At 73.1% G+C, this 15,921-nt stretch carries 9 protein-coding genes; 4 read left to right on the top strand and 5 right to left on the bottom strand.

Going from position 1 to position 15,921, the window contains the following annotated elements; all coding sequences use genetic code 11:
* Window positions 1-245: 245 nt before the first annotated feature.
* The 3 genes from ACWGIF_RS13340 (at window position 246) to ACWGIF_RS13330 (ending at window position 5,368) form a co-directional block, all read left to right on the top strand.
* Window positions 246-1,226, top strand: a complete 981-nt coding sequence (locus ACWGIF_RS13340) for a hypothetical protein (protein ID WP_453495587.1) — start codon at window positions 246-248, stop codon at window positions 1,224-1,226.
* 152 nt (window positions 1,227-1,378) lie between these two features.
* A complete protein-coding gene (locus ACWGIF_RS13335; protein ID WP_453495585.1) occupies window positions 1,379-2,911 on the top strand; it encodes an amino acid permease in 1,533 nt (510 codons plus the stop codon).
* A 255-nt stretch (window positions 2,912-3,166) separates the two neighbouring features.
* Complete coding sequence (locus ACWGIF_RS13330; protein WP_453495582.1) at window positions 3,167-5,368, top strand: endonuclease; 2,202 nt, start codon at window positions 3,167-3,169, stop codon at window positions 5,366-5,368.
* A 64-nt stretch (window positions 5,369-5,432) separates the two neighbouring features.
* Here the strand turns inward: ACWGIF_RS13330 and ACWGIF_RS13325 are convergent, their stop codons facing one another.
* On the bottom strand, window positions 5,433-6,461 hold the full coding sequence (locus ACWGIF_RS13325; protein ID WP_453495579.1) for a hypothetical protein: 1,029 nt from the start codon (window positions 6,459-6,461) through the stop codon (window positions 5,433-5,435).
* A 283-nt stretch (window positions 6,462-6,744) separates the two neighbouring features.
* Between ACWGIF_RS13325 and ACWGIF_RS13320 the strand changes: the two genes are divergently transcribed.
* Complete coding sequence (locus ACWGIF_RS13320) at window positions 6,745-9,981, top strand: AfsR/SARP family transcriptional regulator (RefSeq protein WP_453495576.1); 3,237 nt, start codon at window positions 6,745-6,747, stop codon at window positions 9,979-9,981.
* 67 nt (window positions 9,982-10,048) lie between these two features.
* Here ACWGIF_RS13320 and ACWGIF_RS13315 read toward each other — a convergent pair whose 3' ends face one another.
* The 4 genes from ACWGIF_RS13315 to ACWGIF_RS13300 form a co-directional block, all read right to left on the bottom strand.
* Window positions 10,049-10,273: a hypothetical protein gene (locus tag ACWGIF_RS13315; RefSeq protein ID WP_453495573.1), complete on the bottom strand. Its 225-nt coding sequence runs from the start codon at window positions 10,271-10,273 to the stop codon at window positions 10,049-10,051.
* Window positions 10,274-10,482: 209 nt separating this feature from the next.
* The gene (gene ddaH / locus ACWGIF_RS13310) at window positions 10,483-11,295 is read right to left on the bottom strand and encodes a dimethylargininase (RefSeq protein WP_453495570.1); all 813 of its coding nucleotides are present in this window, start codon (window positions 11,293-11,295) and stop codon (window positions 10,483-10,485) included.
* A gap of 107 nt (window positions 11,296-11,402) precedes the next feature.
* Window positions 11,403-12,707, bottom strand: a complete 1,305-nt coding sequence (locus tag ACWGIF_RS13305; RefSeq protein WP_453495567.1) for an MFS transporter — start codon at window positions 12,705-12,707, stop codon at window positions 11,403-11,405.
* A 7-nt stretch (window positions 12,708-12,714) separates the two neighbouring features.
* The coding region (locus tag ACWGIF_RS13300) for a non-ribosomal peptide synthetase (RefSeq protein ID WP_453495564.1) at window positions 12,715-15,921 on the bottom strand (3,207 nt) is incomplete at its 5' end.

The raw sequence follows: 15,921 nt of genomic DNA, 5'->3' as shown, positions 1-15,921 counted from the left end.
AGCGGACTTCACCCGTCAAGATCCGCCCGTACAGGCGACGGACGTCCGTCCGATGCCCCTGACGTGAATTCACATCCTGTGCGTGGCCTGATCGTTGCGATGCAAAAGATTCCTGCCGTGAACGCTCACACTCGCTCTATAGTGATCGCCGATCACCAGGGCGAAGGCCATGCGATGCGAGGACCGATGACCACGACCACCGCAAGACGCGCCCGTCCCGACCATCCGCCGACCGGGGCGAGGTGATGGCGGGCGGCGACCTCCGGCCCGTCTACCACCCCGCCGGCCACGACAACGACTTACGCGTCGCCGTGCAGGACCTGCGCACCGGCCGCTGGCTGTCGATGGCGCACTTGCTGGACCGGACGGACGGCTGGGGGCTGTGGACCCAGCGCACCCAGGTGCTCGCCGCGGTCGCCGCCGGATCGGACGTGGTCCAGGCGTGGCGGGCCGAGGAACCCCATAGCGTCGCCGCATCCGTCATGCACACCCGTGTCGTCGTCGAACGGGCCGTCCGAGCCCACCGTGCACGGCACCCCCGCACGCGCGAGCTGTGGCAGGAGGCGTGGGCCGCCTGCCGGGACGCCGCCGAGCTCAGCCCGGCCGACCCCGTGCCCTGGGTCTGCCTGCTCGCCCTCGCCCTCCTCGACGAACACCGTTCGATGGACGAGCACCGGCTCCCGCCGCCGGGCGTGATGCTGCCCCCCGGCCCCTGGGGCATGCTCGCTCAGGCCGACAAGCGCGACCCGCACAACCGCGAGGCGTACCACCGGATGCTCCAGTTCGTGTGCGCAGGTACGCCGGGACCACTGACCGAAGCCGCCAACTTCGTGTACTGGGCCGCCGGTTCCGCTCCGGCCGGATCCGCCGTCCACGTCCTGCCGCTCTACCTGAGCATAGAACGCTACCGCCGCGAGCGCGGCCAGGAGAAGGCGCTCGACCTCCACTGGGTCGCCGAGGACGCCGTCCGTGACGCCGGCCACGCCCTGGACACCTGGTTCCGGTACGCCGACCTGCGCCGCGCCTCCCCGCTCGATCTCAACCATCTCGCCCACGCCCTCTGGGGAGCCAACCGGTTCGGCGAGGCGGCCCAGGTCTTCGACACGATCGACCGGTACTGGACCCCCCTGCCGTGGGCCTACCGCACCCGCGACCCCGCCGACCAGGAACTGGCCGCGGAGGTCTTCCTGCGGGCCAGATCCCGCAGCCTGGCCGGCCGGGACTGAGCTCCGCTCTCCGGCGGTCCCCGCGCCGGAGCCCCGACGTCCCGATGCCGCCCGTGCCCGGTGCGCCGAAGCCCGTACGCCCCCGCACTCCACTCCCGCGCCCACCCCGCTCCCCGTCCCCGTGCTTCACGAACCCCCGGAGGTAACTCGCCATGTCCCGCATCGCGCCGACCGTCCGCCAGGACAGCAAGGCCCCACCCCGGCAGGACGAGGAGGAACGACTCAGGGAGCTCGGCTACCAGCCGGTCCTCGCCCGCCGGATGGGCGGCTTCGGCAACTTCGCCATCAGCTTCTCGGTCATATCCGTCCTGTCCGGCTGCATGACCCTGTACGGCTTCGGCCTGGGCACCGGCGGTCCGGCCGTGATGCTGTGGGGCTGGGTCGGCGTCGGCCTCTTCGTCCTGTGCGTGGGTCTCGCCCTGGCCGAGGTGACCAGCGCCTATCCCACCTCGGGGGCGCTCTACTACATGGCCGACCGGCTCGGGGGACGCCGCTGGGGCTGGTACACGGGCTGGCTCAACCTGCTCGGCCTGCTCGGTGCCATCGCCGGGATCGACTACGGCGCCGCCCTGTTCACCGGCGCTTTCCTCAACCTCCAGTTCGGCTTCGTGCCGACCCCCGGCTCGACCTTCCTGATCTTCCTGTGCATCCTGCTGCTGCACGCCGTGCTCAACCTCTTCGGCGTCCGCCTCGTCAGCGTGCTCAACTCCATCAGCGTCTGGTGGCACCTGGCCGGCGTCGCCCTGATCGTCGGCGCCCTGGCCATCGTCCCCGACCACCACCAGTCGCCCTCGTTCGTCTTCACCGAGTTCGTCAACGACACCGGCTGGGCCAACCCGTTCTACGTGGCGGCGGTCGGCCTGCTGCTCGCCCAGTACACCTTCTCCGGGTACGACGCCTCCGCGCACCTCTCGGAGGAGACCTCCAACGCCTCGGTCTCCGCCGCCAAGGGCATCGTCCGGGCCATCTGGGTGTCCTGGATCGCCGGCTTCGCGCTGCTCGCGGGCCTCACCTTCGCCATCCAGGACTACGCGGCCGTCCAGGGCAGCGCCACCGGTGTCCCGCCGGCCCAGATCTTCCTCGACGCCCTGGGCTCCGGAGGCGCCACCGCCCTGCTCCTCGTCGTGATCGTCGCGCAGCTGTTCTGCGGCAACGCCGAGGTCGCCGCCGCGAGCCGGATGGTTTTCGCCTTCAGCCGCGACAACGCGCTCCCCGGTTCCGCCCTGTGGCGCAAGGTCAGCAGCCGTACGCAGACGCCGGTACCGGCCGTCTGGCTCGCCGTCGCCGTCGCCGCCGTGCTGGCACTGCCGTCGCTCTACTCCGCCACCGCCTACGGGGCCGTGACCGCCATCAACGTCATCGGCATCACGCCGGCCTACGCCATCCCGATCTACCTGCGCCTGCGCGCGGGCAACCGGTTCCAGCCCGGCCCGTGGAGCCTGGGCCGCTGGAGCAAGCCGATCGGATGGATCGCCGTCGTCTGGGTGGCCGTCGTCACGGTCCTGTTCTGCCTGCCGCAGAAGTCGCCGGTCACCATCGACTCGATGAACTACGCGGTGATCGCCCTGGTGGTGGTGCTGGCCCTGGCCAGCGCCTGGTGGTACGCCGCCCGGCGCTCGTACGGAACCCCGTCGGCGTACGGCAACGCCCGCGAACAGGCCGAGATCGCAGAAGGCATCGTCTGACCGCTTCACGCGCGCCCCGGCGGACCGGGGCGCGCGTACCGCCTCCGGCCCGGAATGGTCGCCGAGATCACGTGGCCCGGTGCGAGGGGCCGCCGCCCTGCAGGGCAAGTAGGAAACCGTTCAAAGATTGACCCGACAACGACTCCGGTCCGCCCTTCTGTTCAGCTGAGCGGCGCCCAGAACCTGCGCCCATACTGAAAGGGGGAGAAAACGGACACCTGGCAGTGAATCGTGCCGCCGAGGAGGCGAGCCGAGATGACCGTGGAGCAATCGTCACAGGTCAGCACAGAATTCCTCGAACAAGTGGATGCCGCAAGCCGGCGTTACGCGGCCCGGACAGCGGAGCGCGGCGGCCACCAGGAGGCTCTCCAGCAGCACGGCGTCCTGTACGCCGACACCCGGGAACGGGTCGCCAGCAGGCTGGAGCGCATGGGTGCCGACTGGGCCATGGCCGCGGCGATGGAGCAGACACCGGCTACAGCCACCGTCGGAACCAGCCTGGACCTGGACGGCGAGCTGGTCAGCACGGATCTGCTCGGGCTCGAGCGGCTCATGGGCCGCAACGACCTCATCGGAGTCGACTTCCTCGAAGCCGGTTGCCTCGCCGCTCGCTCGGTCGGCCGGGTGACCGTTCGCAGCGCACGGTCATCCCACCACGGAACCGGATTCCTGGTGTCCCGCTCGCTGCTGGTGACGAACAACCATGTGCTGGAGTCCGCCGAAGAGGCGGCGGCCGGGGTCGTCGAGTTCAACTTCCAGTCGGGCGCGGGCGGGCAGCCGCTCGTACCGGTCGTGTTCCAGCTCGATCCGCAGACGTTCTTCCTCACCCATCGCGCACTCGATTTCACCGTGGTCGCGGTCCGCGAGCGCTCCCGGGACGGTCAGCCGCTGACAGCCTTCGGAAGGCTTCCGCTCAAGGACGCCCAGGGCAAGGCGGTCATCGGGGAGCTCGTCAACATCATCCAGCACCCCAACGGCGAGCCCAAGCAGCTTGCCCTCCGCGAGAACAAGATCGTGGACGTGTTGGACGACTTCGTGCACTACGCGGCCGACACGGCACGCGGCTCCTCAGGAGCTCCGGTGTTCAACGACCAGTGGGAGGTCGTGGCCCTGCACCACGCGGGTGCTCCCCGCAAGGACCGTGACGGCCGCATCCTCACCGTCGACGGGTCCCTGTGGGATCCGGGCATGGGTGAGCACCGGATCGACTGGAAGGCCAACGAGGGCGCGCGGGTCAGCCGCATCCTCGGAGTGATCCGGCAGTTCCCGCTGTCCGGCGCCGCCGCAGCACTCCGCGCGGAGCTGTTCGAGGCCGGCTCATCCCTCCACCCCGTGGAGGTCTCGCCGACGGACCTGGCGGGCAGGACGAATGGCGCCGGCTCTCAGAGCTCCACGATGAACCGGACGACCGGGCAACCCGGCCCGACGGGGGCCATGCACTGGACCGTCCCGCTGCACATCAGCGTCAGCCTCGACACCGGCGCCCCTCAGCCCCCGGCCGAGACCCCGTCGGCGGGACCCTCGGCGCCCCGCCCGGCCACGGTCTCCTACGGCCCGTCGCCGGCCGGGATCGGACGTCTCGACGGCCGGCCGTCCGCGGAGAGGGACCTCGCGGCCGCCCTGGTCAGCCTCGCCGCCTTCAGGGGGCGCCCCTACTACGACGAGGCCGCGGACCGGATCGCGCGCGACGCTTACTACGCGGGCATTCCCACCGACAACCCCACAGCCCTGCGCAACGCGCTCACCCGGCACCTCGAGTCCACGCACGCGCGCCGGCCGTCCTACAAGCCGATGCGGCTGCTCTATCCCTGGGTGGACCTGCACCCCGACGAGAAGCTCCGCGGCATCTACTCGGGCGCGGGTTTCACCCCGCAGGAGCTCATGGAGGCCGACGCGGCGGTGGAGGCCGCCCGAACCGAACGCTGGCAGGAGTTCATGTCCCGCGAAAGCGCGCCCGGTCCGGAGGCGCTCGTCGCCGAACTCGAACTCCTGGAGGCCTCGCTGCCCTTCAACTGCGAACACGTCGTGCCCCAGTCCTGGTTCGCCGAGAAGGAGCCGATGCGCGGGGACCTGCATCATCTCTTCGCCTGCGAGTCGGCGTGCAACAGCTTCCGCGGAAACATCCCCTACTTCGACTTCGCGGACTTCGACGAGGTCATCCGGCCCTCCTGCGGGCGCCGGGAACCTTCGAGGTTCGAGCCGTCGGCGGGCAAGGGACCGGTCGCCAGGGCAACGCTCTACTTCCTGCTCCGCTACCCCGGAGTCATCGGCGACGAGGCGCGCGAGCTCCAGCGGGACCGTCTTGACCTGCTGCTGCACTGGGACCGGGACCATCCGGTGGGCGAGTACGAACTGCACCGCAACGCGGCGATTGCCAAGGTGCAGGGCAATCGCAACCCCCTGATAGACCACCCGGAGTGGGTCGAGCGGATCGACTTCGCGGGAGCCTGGCCCTGACCGGACGAACCGCGCCTCACAGAACCCCGACCGGGACCGTCCTCGCACACGGAGTTCCTCCGCGTCAGCGAAGGGTGTCCCAGTGGTGGAGGGCCTGGAGGGCGGCGGTGCGGGTGGTGGGGGTCGCGCGGGCCGGGGTGAGGAGGTAGTCGGCGACGGGGGTGAGGAGGAGGCGGGTGTCGGGGGCGGGGGTGAGGAGTCGGGCCTCGTCCCAGGTGTGGCGGATGACGGTGCGGCGCAGGAGGGTGCCGTGGCGGGTGGGGAGCCGTCGGGTGGTGGCCTCGGTGCGGCGACGGTGTTCGGGGGCGAGCTCGGGGGCGAGTTCGGCGCGAACGGCGGCGAGGGGGCCGAGCGGGAGCAGGTCGGCGGCGTGGTCGAGGAGGGTCGCGGCCTCGGGTGCCAGGCGGTAGGCGGCGAGGACGGCGGCGGTCTCGGCGGGCTCGAAGGGCTGGTGGGTGAGGCAGGCGACGTCGAGGAGGGTGACGGGGCCCGGGGGCAGGGCGGGCCGGTGGAGGCGGGACTCGGCCAGGGCGATGAGGCACTCGACGTGCCCGTCGGCGACCAGGTACGGCCGGACGGGGACCGCCGAGCCGTCGCCGGGCAGGGCGGCGGTGGTGAGATGGACGCGGTACCAGGGGTCGACCAGCGGGTCCTCGGCCGGCCACCGGATCGTGACGGCGGTGTGGTGGGGGTGGTCGCCGAGCAGTGAGACGTCGATGTGCTCGACCGGGTGGTCGGTGACCAGACGGACGACGGCCTGCCACAGGGCCGCCTCGTCGGGGGCGACGAGGTCGAGGGTGTCCAGCGGCCGGAGCAGGCCGTCCGGGTAGTAGCCGGCGAGCGGGAGGCCGCGGATGGCGCGGACACCGGTGGAACAGGCGAGGTCGGAGGCCAGGCGGGCGTAGTGGGCGACGCGGTCGCGGGCGCGGCGGAGTTCGGCACGGGCCGGCTCGCCCATCCGGACGCCGTCCCGGACCAGGGCGGAGAGCACCAGGTGGGGCAGGTGGCGGCGGGCCCGGGCACGGTGGAGCAGTTCGGCCGGCCCGGCGGCCGGGTCCGCGTCGAGCAGCCGGTACAGCAGTGAGGTGTTCACGGACGTCCGCCTCCGAATGTATGGTCAGGCCCGGCGCCACCGGCGGCCGAGGGGGCGGGCGGGCGGTGCCGGACCTTCTCCGGCGTGCCCGCGGCACGGCGATTCTGTACGGCAGGGTTCAACACCTGATCACCACAGGCTCAACAGGCTCTCGACACCGGGTGCGACGCTGTGGTTAAAAGGTGACACAAATTGAGACATGGGCGCCGAGCGGGGGCGGGCACTGTGTTCTGGGGGCTGGGGGCAGAACTTGGGCAATCTCCGTTTCTCCTTACTCGGTCTGATGCGGGCTCACCGGGGCGCCACCGCGCTCAAGATGGGCAGCCCGCAGCAGCAGGCGATGCTGGCCGTCCTCCTGCTCCGGCCGGGGCACTCGGCGAGCGCCACCGATCTCATCGCCGCGCTGTGGGGTGAAGAGCCGCCGACCGCGGCGATGACCACGGTGCGTACCTATGCGTGGCGATGGCGCAAGGTGTTGGACGCGGCCGGAAAGAGCGAAGAAGAGGCCGGGGCGGGTCCGGGGGCGGGGGCCGAACGGCCCGCCTCGAGTGTGCTGGTGTCGATGGGGGACGGCTACCGGCTGGTCCTGCCGAAGCTCGCCGTGGACGCGGCGGAGGCGGAGGCTCTGGCCGCCGAGGCGGAGCGCACCGCGCGAACCGATCCGCTGCGCGCCCGCGACCTGCTCAACCAGGCGTTGGAGCTGTGGGAGGGAGAGCCGCTGGCCGGCATCCCCGGACCGTTCGCGGAACGGCACCGGCAACGGCTGGACGAACTGCGGCTGACCCTCCTGGAGGAGCGGATCGGGCTGGATCTGACGCTCGGCCGCCACTCACGCTGCATACCCGAGCTGACCGCGCTCACCACCGAGCACCCGCTGCACGAGCGGGCGTACGGGCTGCTGATGCGGGCGCTGTACCAGGCCGGGCGGCAGGCGGACGCCCTGGCGGTGTACCGCGGGGTGCGACAGTTGTTCCTCGCGGAGTTGGGCGTCGCCCCCGGGGCGGAGCTGGAGCAGCTGCACCGGAGGATCCTGGAAGTCGATCCGGCTCTGGCCGCTCCGGCCACGGACTCGGGACAGAGTGCAGGAGCCGGGGCAGGGGCACGGACGGGGCCGGGGACGGGGCTTTCGGCGGAGCCCGGGAGGGAGACGGAGGCGGCCCGGAACGCCGCCGGCGTCGACCACTCCGAGGACGCTGCCGGTTCCCGGGCGGCCGAACCGGGCCGGCGCGAGCAGAGGGACCAGCGGGAGGCCGCCGTCCGGCCGGCCGCCACACCGCCGCGGCCGGCCCAGCTGCCGCCGGACGCCGCCGACTTCACCGGGCGAACGGCTCCGGTCCGGGTGCTGGACGAGGTACTCGGCACGCCGTCGGCGCAGGCGCTGGTGATCGCCACGGTGGTCGGTATGGGCGGGGTCGGCAAGACGGCGCTGGCGCTGCACGTGGCACACCGCGTCCGGGAAACCTACCCGGACGGCCAGCTGTACGTGGACCTGCGCGGCTCCGACCCGGTGCCGGCCGATCCGGAGGCGGTGCTCAGCGGCTTCCTGGTGGCCCTCGGGGTGCCCGGCGACGCGGTGCCGGACGGACTGGACGCGCGCTCGGCACTGTTCCGGTCCGTGGTGGACGGGCGGCGGCTGCTGCTGGTGCTCGACAACGCCAAGGACGCGGCGCAGATCCGGCCGCTGCTCCCGGGGGCGGTCGGGTGCGCGGTCCTCACCACCGGACGCACCCGGCCGGCCGGGCTGCCGGCCACCGTCCAGGTCGACCTGGACGTGTTCCTGCCGTCCGAGGCGCTGGACCTGCTCGGCCGCACCATCGGCGCGGAGCGGCTGACCGCCGAACGGGAGGCGGCGCTGGAGCTGGTGGTGGCCTGCGGGTACCTGCCGCTGGCCGTCCGGATCGTGGCCGCCCGGCTCGCGGCCCGGCCGGGATGGACGGTGGAGACCCTCAGCCGCCGGCTCCAGGTGGAGCGGCGGAGGATCGACGAGCTGCGGATCGGCGACCTCGCCGTGGCGGCGGCCTTCGAACTGAGCTACCGCCAGCTGACCGCCGACCAGGCGCGGGCGTTCCGGCTGGTCGCCTCGGTGGACGGGCCGGACATCGGGCTGCCGGCCGCCGCGGCCCTGCTCGACCTCGACGACTACGACGCCGAGGACCTGCTGGAGGCGCTGGTGGACGTGGCGATGGTGGAGTCGCCGTTTCCGGGGCGCTACCGGTACCACGACCTGCTGCGGGCCTTCGCCCGGCGGCGTCCGGTGGAGGGGGGAGGCGGGGCCGGCTCCCTTGCGGCGGTCGGCAGCATGGCGGAGAACGGGGAGGCGGTGGCGGCTCGCGACCGCCTGCTGGATCACCTGCTGGCCACGGCCTGCGCCGCCTTCCAGCACGCCGTGCCGGGTGATCCGGCGGCCGGTGCCCTGGGGCCGGCCCGCTCCCCCGGTGTGGCGCTGTCGGGATGGGACGCCGCCCGGGAGTGGACGGCGGCGGAGCGTGCGGGCGCGGTGGCGCTGGCGGCCCAGGTCGCCGCGGACGCGGGAGCGGCCACGGCGGACGGAACTGCGGGCGGCACGGCGGACGGCACGGCGGGCGACGCGCTGCCGCCGGACCGCGTGCAGGGGACCGCGCTGCGGGCCGCGATCGATCTGCTGATCGCGCTCACCCCGTTCGTGCTCACCCCGCCGAGCCGACAGCTCGCCACCACCGCCGACGCGCTGGCCGAGGCGGCGGTGCGGCACGGCGACGTCCGGGCCGCCGGACGCGCGCACTTCCTGCGCGGGAACGTCGCCCTGGCGGCGACCCGGCTCGACGCGGCCGAGGCGGCGGCACGCCAGGCGGTGGACGCGGCGCGGTCCGCCGGCGACACGGTGATCCTCCGCCAGGCACTCAACGACCTCGGCCTGATCTGCCAGTTCCTCAGCCGCTTCGACGAGGCGGTGGACCACTACGACCAGGCACTGCTGCTGGCCAACGCGCTGGGACACCGATCCGGCGCACTGGTGACGACCGTGAACGCCGCGCTGGCACGGGTGCGCAGCGGGCGGGCGGAGGAGGCGGTGGAGATCTGTCACGAGGTGCTCGCCGAACTGCGGACCCGGCAGGACGACCCCGGGCGGGCTTACACCCTGTACGTACTGGGCCAGGCGCTGCACGGGCTCGGGCGGCACGAGGAGGCGGTGACCTGGTTCCGGGAGTGTCTGGCGGTGGCCACGGGGGCCGGTCTGCGGGACCGGGCCGCGCACGCGCGCTACCGGCTGGCGGACAGTCTGCGCTCGCTCGGCCGGGCCGACGAGGCGCTCGACCACGCCGGGCAGGCACTGGTGCTCTGCGAGGAGCTGGGGGCCGAACGGGACCAGGCGCAGGCGCTGCTGGTGCTGGGCCGCGCGCTGGCGGACCTCGGCCGCGGGGGCGAGGCGGGGGCGCGTTTGCGGCAGGCGTACGAGATCTTCTGCCGTCTGGGGCTTCCGGAGGCGGCCGAGGTGGCCGGGCTGCTGAAGGAGCCGGCGTTGGCGCTGATCGACCCCTGAGAGGTGGAGGCGGGTGCGGCGGCCTTGGAGAAACGGTTCTGCTCGTCCTGCCGCCCATCGGTGCGGCTCAGGAGCCGGTGCTGTTCCAGTCCTTGTCGTCGGTCGGGGTGGGGGTCGGGGCCGGCACGGTGGTGGTCTGGGAGGTGCTGACGCCCCCGCCGTGTCCGGCGCCGCCGGTGTCGTCGGCCAGCGCCGCGCCGGCCGCGCCGAGGGCGATCACTGCGCCGAGACCGAGGCCCGCGACGGCCAGGCGGATCCGAGCGGCACCAAGGGTGTTCGAGTGCTTCGCCATGACTGCTCCCTAGGACGTCTTCCCTGGTGGGAAGGGGTTTTCCGGGACCTCCCGGAGTGCTCCGGGCTGATGGGACGAGCATGGCAAGGCGCGTTCAACCGCCGATCAACGCACGAGCACCGTGCGTCGACCGGCTTCGTTGATCGGGCCGTTGAGCGGCAGCGAGCGGGCGTCGACCGGCGCCCCGCGGGGTGTTCGTCCGGTGCGGCTCAAGCCGCCTCGCGGATCTCCAAGGTGCAGCACTTCACGCTGCCGCCGCCCTTGAACAGCTCGGAGAGGTCCATCCCGATCGGCCGGAAGCCGCGTTCGCGCAACCTGGCCGCCGCCCCGGTCGCCGCCTCCGGCAGCACCACGTTCAGGCCGTCGCTCATCAGGTTGAGCCCGAACACCTCCGCGTCCGCCTCCTCCGCCAACACCGCGTCCGGGAACAGCCGCCGCAGCACCGCCCTGCTGCCCGCCGAGAACGCGCCGGGGTAGTACATGATCTGGTCGACGTCGAGCACGCTGAGCGCGGTGTCGAGGTGGTAGAAGCGCGGGTCGACGAGGTCCAGGCCGATCACCGGACGGCCGAGGAACTCCTGCGCCTCCTCGTGACCGGCGGAAACGCTGCGGAAGCCGCGCCCGGCGAGCAGGTAGCCGCCCGTCAGCAGCAGGTCGCCCTCGCCCTCGTTGACGTGGACCGGTTCGTGGGTGGTGAAGCCGGCCGCCCGAAACCACTCCAGGTAGGCGGGCCCCTCTGCGGCGCGTTCGGCGTTGCGGAACCGGGCGCCGAGCACCTTGCCGTCGACGACGGTGGCCCCGTTCGCCGCGTAGACCATGTCGGGCAGGCCCGGCAGCGGGTCGATCAGGTCGACGCGGTGGCCGAGCGCGACGTACAGCTCGTACAGCCGCTCCCACTGGGCGACGGCGAGGGCGGTGTCGACCGGCTTGGCCGGGTCCATCCAGGGGTTGATCGCGTAGCTGACCTCGAAGTGGGTCGGCCGGCACATCAGGAAGCGGCGCCGACGGGCGGTACGGGTCATGGGAGGCTCCGGAAAGTGAGGGCGAGGGGAGGGTGAGGCCGGGTGGGGGCGGCGAGAGGGCGAGGGCGGGGTGGGGGCAAGGCGAATCGGACGGCCGGGAGGGGTGATCAGGACGTCGCGGGGCGCTCGGGGAAGCTCCGCAGGCCGCGCAGCGGACCGGCCAGCAGCACCACACCGGCCGAGAGCAGCACGCTCGCCATGATCCAGAGCGTGGTGCGGGCGCCGAGCACCTCGCCCAGCCAGCCGCCGAGCAGGGCGCCCACCGGAATGGCGCTGAAGTTGACGGTCGAGGCGCTGGCCCGGATCCGGCCGATCATCGCGGGCGGGCAGTACGCCTGGTAGAAACTGCCGGCGATGACGTTCCCGGCGACCACGCCGCACACCGCGACCGACCAGGCCACCGCGCTCACCGCCAGCGGCAGTTGTTCCCCGGCCATCGGCAGCAGGAGGATGAACGGCGCCCCCACCAGCTCACAGAGCAGCAGTCCGCGCGCCGTGCCGAACCGGCGGGCGATCCGTCCGGCGAGCGCCGCCCCGGCCAGGCCGCCGATCGACACCACCGCGAACACCGCCCCGACGCCACCGGGCGTCACCCCCACGCTGCGGATCAGGAAGACGGTCTGCACCGCCTGGATGCCGTTGAGCCCGAGGTTGCCGACGGCCGCGAAGCTCGCCAGCGTGCGCAGGTACGGGTCGTGCACCAGGAAACGGACGCCTTCGCCTATCTCGCGCAGGATCCCGCGCCGTTCGGCGACCGACGGCGGCTTCTCCTCGGCCCGGATGGTGCCCACGCAGACCGCCGCCACCAGGTAGGTGACCGCGTCGGCGAGCAGGCCGCTGACCGCGCCGAACGCCTGGGAGAGCAGGCCGGCCAGACCGGGGCCGGCGATCTCCGCCGCCGCGTCCCCGGAGCGCAGTTTGACGTTGGCCTCCAGCAGGTCCGGCTTGGCGACCAGCGCGGGCAGCACGGCGCTGAACGCGGTGGACAGGAACACCTTGACCGCGCCGGCCAGCAGCGCCACCACCACCAGCTGGGCCATGGTCAGCAGTCCCAGCCAGCCGGCCACCGGCACACTGCCGAACAGCAACAGCAGGAGGAGGTCGCAGACCAGCATCACCTTCAGCCGCGGCCAGCGGTCCACCCAGGCGCCGGCCAGCAGGCCGAGGAAGAGCCACGGCACCCAGGCGGACGCGGTCAGCAGGCCGACCATGAACGGCGAAGCCTCCAGGGTGACGACGGCCACCAGGGCGAGGGCGACGTTGCCGACGGCGGTGCCGAGACCGCTGGTGGTCTCACCGATCCAGAGCTTGCGGAAATCGCCCTGCGCCCAAAGGCCCCAGCGGCTCTTGCGCGGCGCGTCCTGCGTCGGGGGCGACGGCGGGAACGGCGGCTTCACGGAGGCTGTGGTCATTTGCGGGTCACGCTCCAAGCTTCTCGGCGAGCACGGCGGCGATCCGTGCGAGGGGCTCCGGCTGCGTCATGGCGCCGTGCGTGCAGGTGATGTGGTGCTCCTCGACGCGGCCGTCGACGTACGGGAGCCAGGCCGCCCCGTAGGGCCAGTCGGCGGGCTTGCCGAGCGTGGCGCCGAAGAAGACGGCGTCGCCCCGGTAGAGGTCCGGTACGTGTTCGGCCATCAGCTTGCGGTGCTGCTCGAAGACGTCGGGCAGGACGCCGGCGGCTTCTCCGAGGAGTGCGGTGAGATCGGCCTGGCCGCGTCCGTCGGCCGGGTCGTAGCCGAGCGAGGCGAGCAGCTCGGCAAGGGTGTCGACCGGTTCGTCGGGGGAGGAGGCGTCGCCGGCCGCGTAGCGGGCGGGGTCGGCGGGCAGGCCGTCGAGGAGGGCGAGCAGGGCGACCTCCTGGCCCGCCGCCTGGAGGGTGACGGCCATCGCCTGGGCGACCACCCCGCCGAAGGACCAGCCGAGCAGGTGGTACGGCCCCTGCGGCTGCACCGCGCGGATCTGCTGTACGTAGTCCTCGGCCATCTCGGTGACGGAGGACGGGGAGCCCCCGCGCAGACCGCGCGCCTGGAGGCCGTGGACCGGACGCTCCGGGTGGAGGTGGCGCAGCAGCCCGGAGTAGACCCAGCTGATGCCCGCGGCGGGGTGGACGCAGAACAGCGGGGCGCCGGTACCGCCGGGGCGCAGCGGAAGGAGGACGTCCAGCGCGTCGGCGGCCGACGCGCCGCCCGCGTCCCGGTCCAGGTCCCGGTCCCGGTCCCGGTCCCGGTCCCCGTCCTGGTCGACGTCCCTGGTGAGGCGACGGGCCAGGGCGGCCACCGTGGGGGCTTCGAAGAGCGCCCGCATGCCGAGGTCGGCGCCGACCGCGGTACGGATTCGGCCGAGCAGCCTCATCGCGAGGAGGGAATGGCCGCCGAGGTCGAAGAAGCCGTCGTCGATGGAGACGGGGCCCGGGACGCCGAGGATCTCGGCGAAGAGGCCGCAGAGCAGCTCCTCGTGCGGCGTCCGGGGCGCACGGCCGGTGGGCGAGGAGAGGAAGCCGGGGGCGGGGAGAGCGCGCCGGTCGACCTTCCCGCTGGCGGTCAGGGGCAGCGCGTCGAGCGGGACGATCGCCGACGGGACCATGTAGCCGGGCAGCGATTCGGCGGCGAAGGCGCGTAGTTCCGCTTGGTCGAGCGGACCGTCCACCACGACGTGGGCGACCAGCCGGGGACCGGCGGTGCCGTCCTCGTGGACCGTCACGGTGGCGGCGCGGACCCGCGGGTGGCGCGTCAGCACGTGCTCGATCTCGCCGGGTTCGATCCGGAAGCCGCGGATCTTGACCTGGTGGTCGGTGCGGCCCAGGCAGTCGAGGCCGCCGTCCCGGGTGCGGCGGACCAGGTCGCCGGTACGGTACATCCGCTCCCCCGGCGCGAACGGGTCGGCCACGAAACGCTCGGCGGTCAGCGCCGGGCGGCCCAGGTAGCCGCGGGCCAGGCCGGCGCCGGCCAGATACAGCTCGCCGGGCACGCCGGGCGGCACGGGGTTCAGGTACTCGTCGAGCACATAGGCCCGGCTGCCGAGGACGGTGCGGCCGAGGGCGGTGCGCTCGGTGGCGGCGAACGGCTGGGTGAGTGCGTCGACGGTGGACTCGGTGGGGCCGTAGAGGTTGTGTGCGGTGATCGCGGGTGCCTCGCGCAGCCGGTTCCACAGCGCCTGTCCGACCGCCTCGCCGCCGAGGAGCACCACACGCGCAGTACCCGGCGACGCGGGGCCGTCCAACAGGCCTTCTTCGATGAGCTGTTCCCCGTAGGAGGGGGTGACCTCCAGGACGTCGATGGACTGCGTCCGGATGTGCCGGACGAGCGCGGCGGCGTCACGGCGGACCTCGTCGCCGATCAGGTGCAGTTCGTGGCCGGCGATCAGCCAGAGCAGGCCGTCCCAGGAGGCGTCGAAGCAGAGCGAGGCGGTCAGCGCGACGCGCCGGCGGCCGTACAGGCGCTCGGTCGCGCCGATCGGCCCGGTCGCGGAGCGGTGTGAGGCGAGCAGTGCCGCGATCGAACCGTGGCTCACCACCACACCCTTGGGGCGGCCGGTGGAGCCGGAGGTGTAGATCACGTAGGCGGCGTCGGAGGCGGAGGCGCGGGGCGGTGGGTTGTCGGCGGCGGGACGGGGGGCCGACGTTACGGCGCGTTCCCCCTCTTCGGGGCGGTACGTCTCGTCCGCCGTCGCCGTCGCCGTCGCCGTCACCGGCGCCGTCACCGACAGGAGGGGCAGGCCGGCGAGCAGTTCGGGTCGTGGCCAGCCGTCGCCGGTCACGGCCAGCGCCGGAGCGGCGTCGGCCAGCATGGCGGCGGTCCGGTCGGCCGGATACTCGGCGTCCAGCGGGAGCGAGGCGGCGCCGGCCTTGAGGACGGCGAGCAGGGCGATCACGGTCTCCGCGGAGCGCGGCAGGGCCAGGGCGACCACCGAGTCCGGGCCGGCACCCGCGGCTGTCAGGCGGTGGGCGAGGCGGTTGGCGCGGGCGTTCAGCTCGGCCCAGCTGAGCCGGATGTCCCCGGCGACCAGGGCGGTCGCGTCCGGGGTGCGGGCCGCCTGGGCCTCGAAGGCTGCGGGCAGCAGCGGAACGTCCACCGGCAAGTCTTCGCCACGGGCGAGGGGTTCCGCGTGTTCGGCGGCGGAGAGCAGGTCGACCCGGCCGATCGGCCGATCGGGGCGGGCGGCCACCGCCGTCAGCAGGCGGCCCCACCGGGCCGCGATGGACTCGACGGTCTCCCGGTCGAACAGATCGGTGGCGAAGTCGATCGCGCACTCCAGTCCGGCGGGTGCGCCGTCGGTGTCGAAGGATTCGCCCATGGCGATGGAGAGGTCGAACTTGGCGACGCACCCGCCGACCGGTTCGACGGTGGCCGCCAGGCCGGCCAGGTCGAGCGGCGTCTCGCCGTGGCCCGGCGCGCCGGTCCCGCCCCCGCCCTGGAGCAGCAGCATCACCTGGAAGAGCGGGTGGCGGGCCAGTGAGCGGGCCGGGTTGAGCTCCTCGACCAGCCGCTCGAACGGCACGTCCTGGTGGGCGTGGGCGTCGAGTTGGGTCTCCCGGACCCGGTGGAGCAGCTCCGAGAAGGCCGGGTCGCCCGAGGTGTCGGTGCGCAGTACCAGCGTGTTGACGAAGAAGCCGACCAGGTCGTCCAG

It is taken from the genome of Streptomyces sp. NPDC054849, from assembly GCF_053610945.1.
Note: the sequence above shows the minus strand (reverse complement) of the source record. Positions and strands in the feature narration are given on the sequence as shown.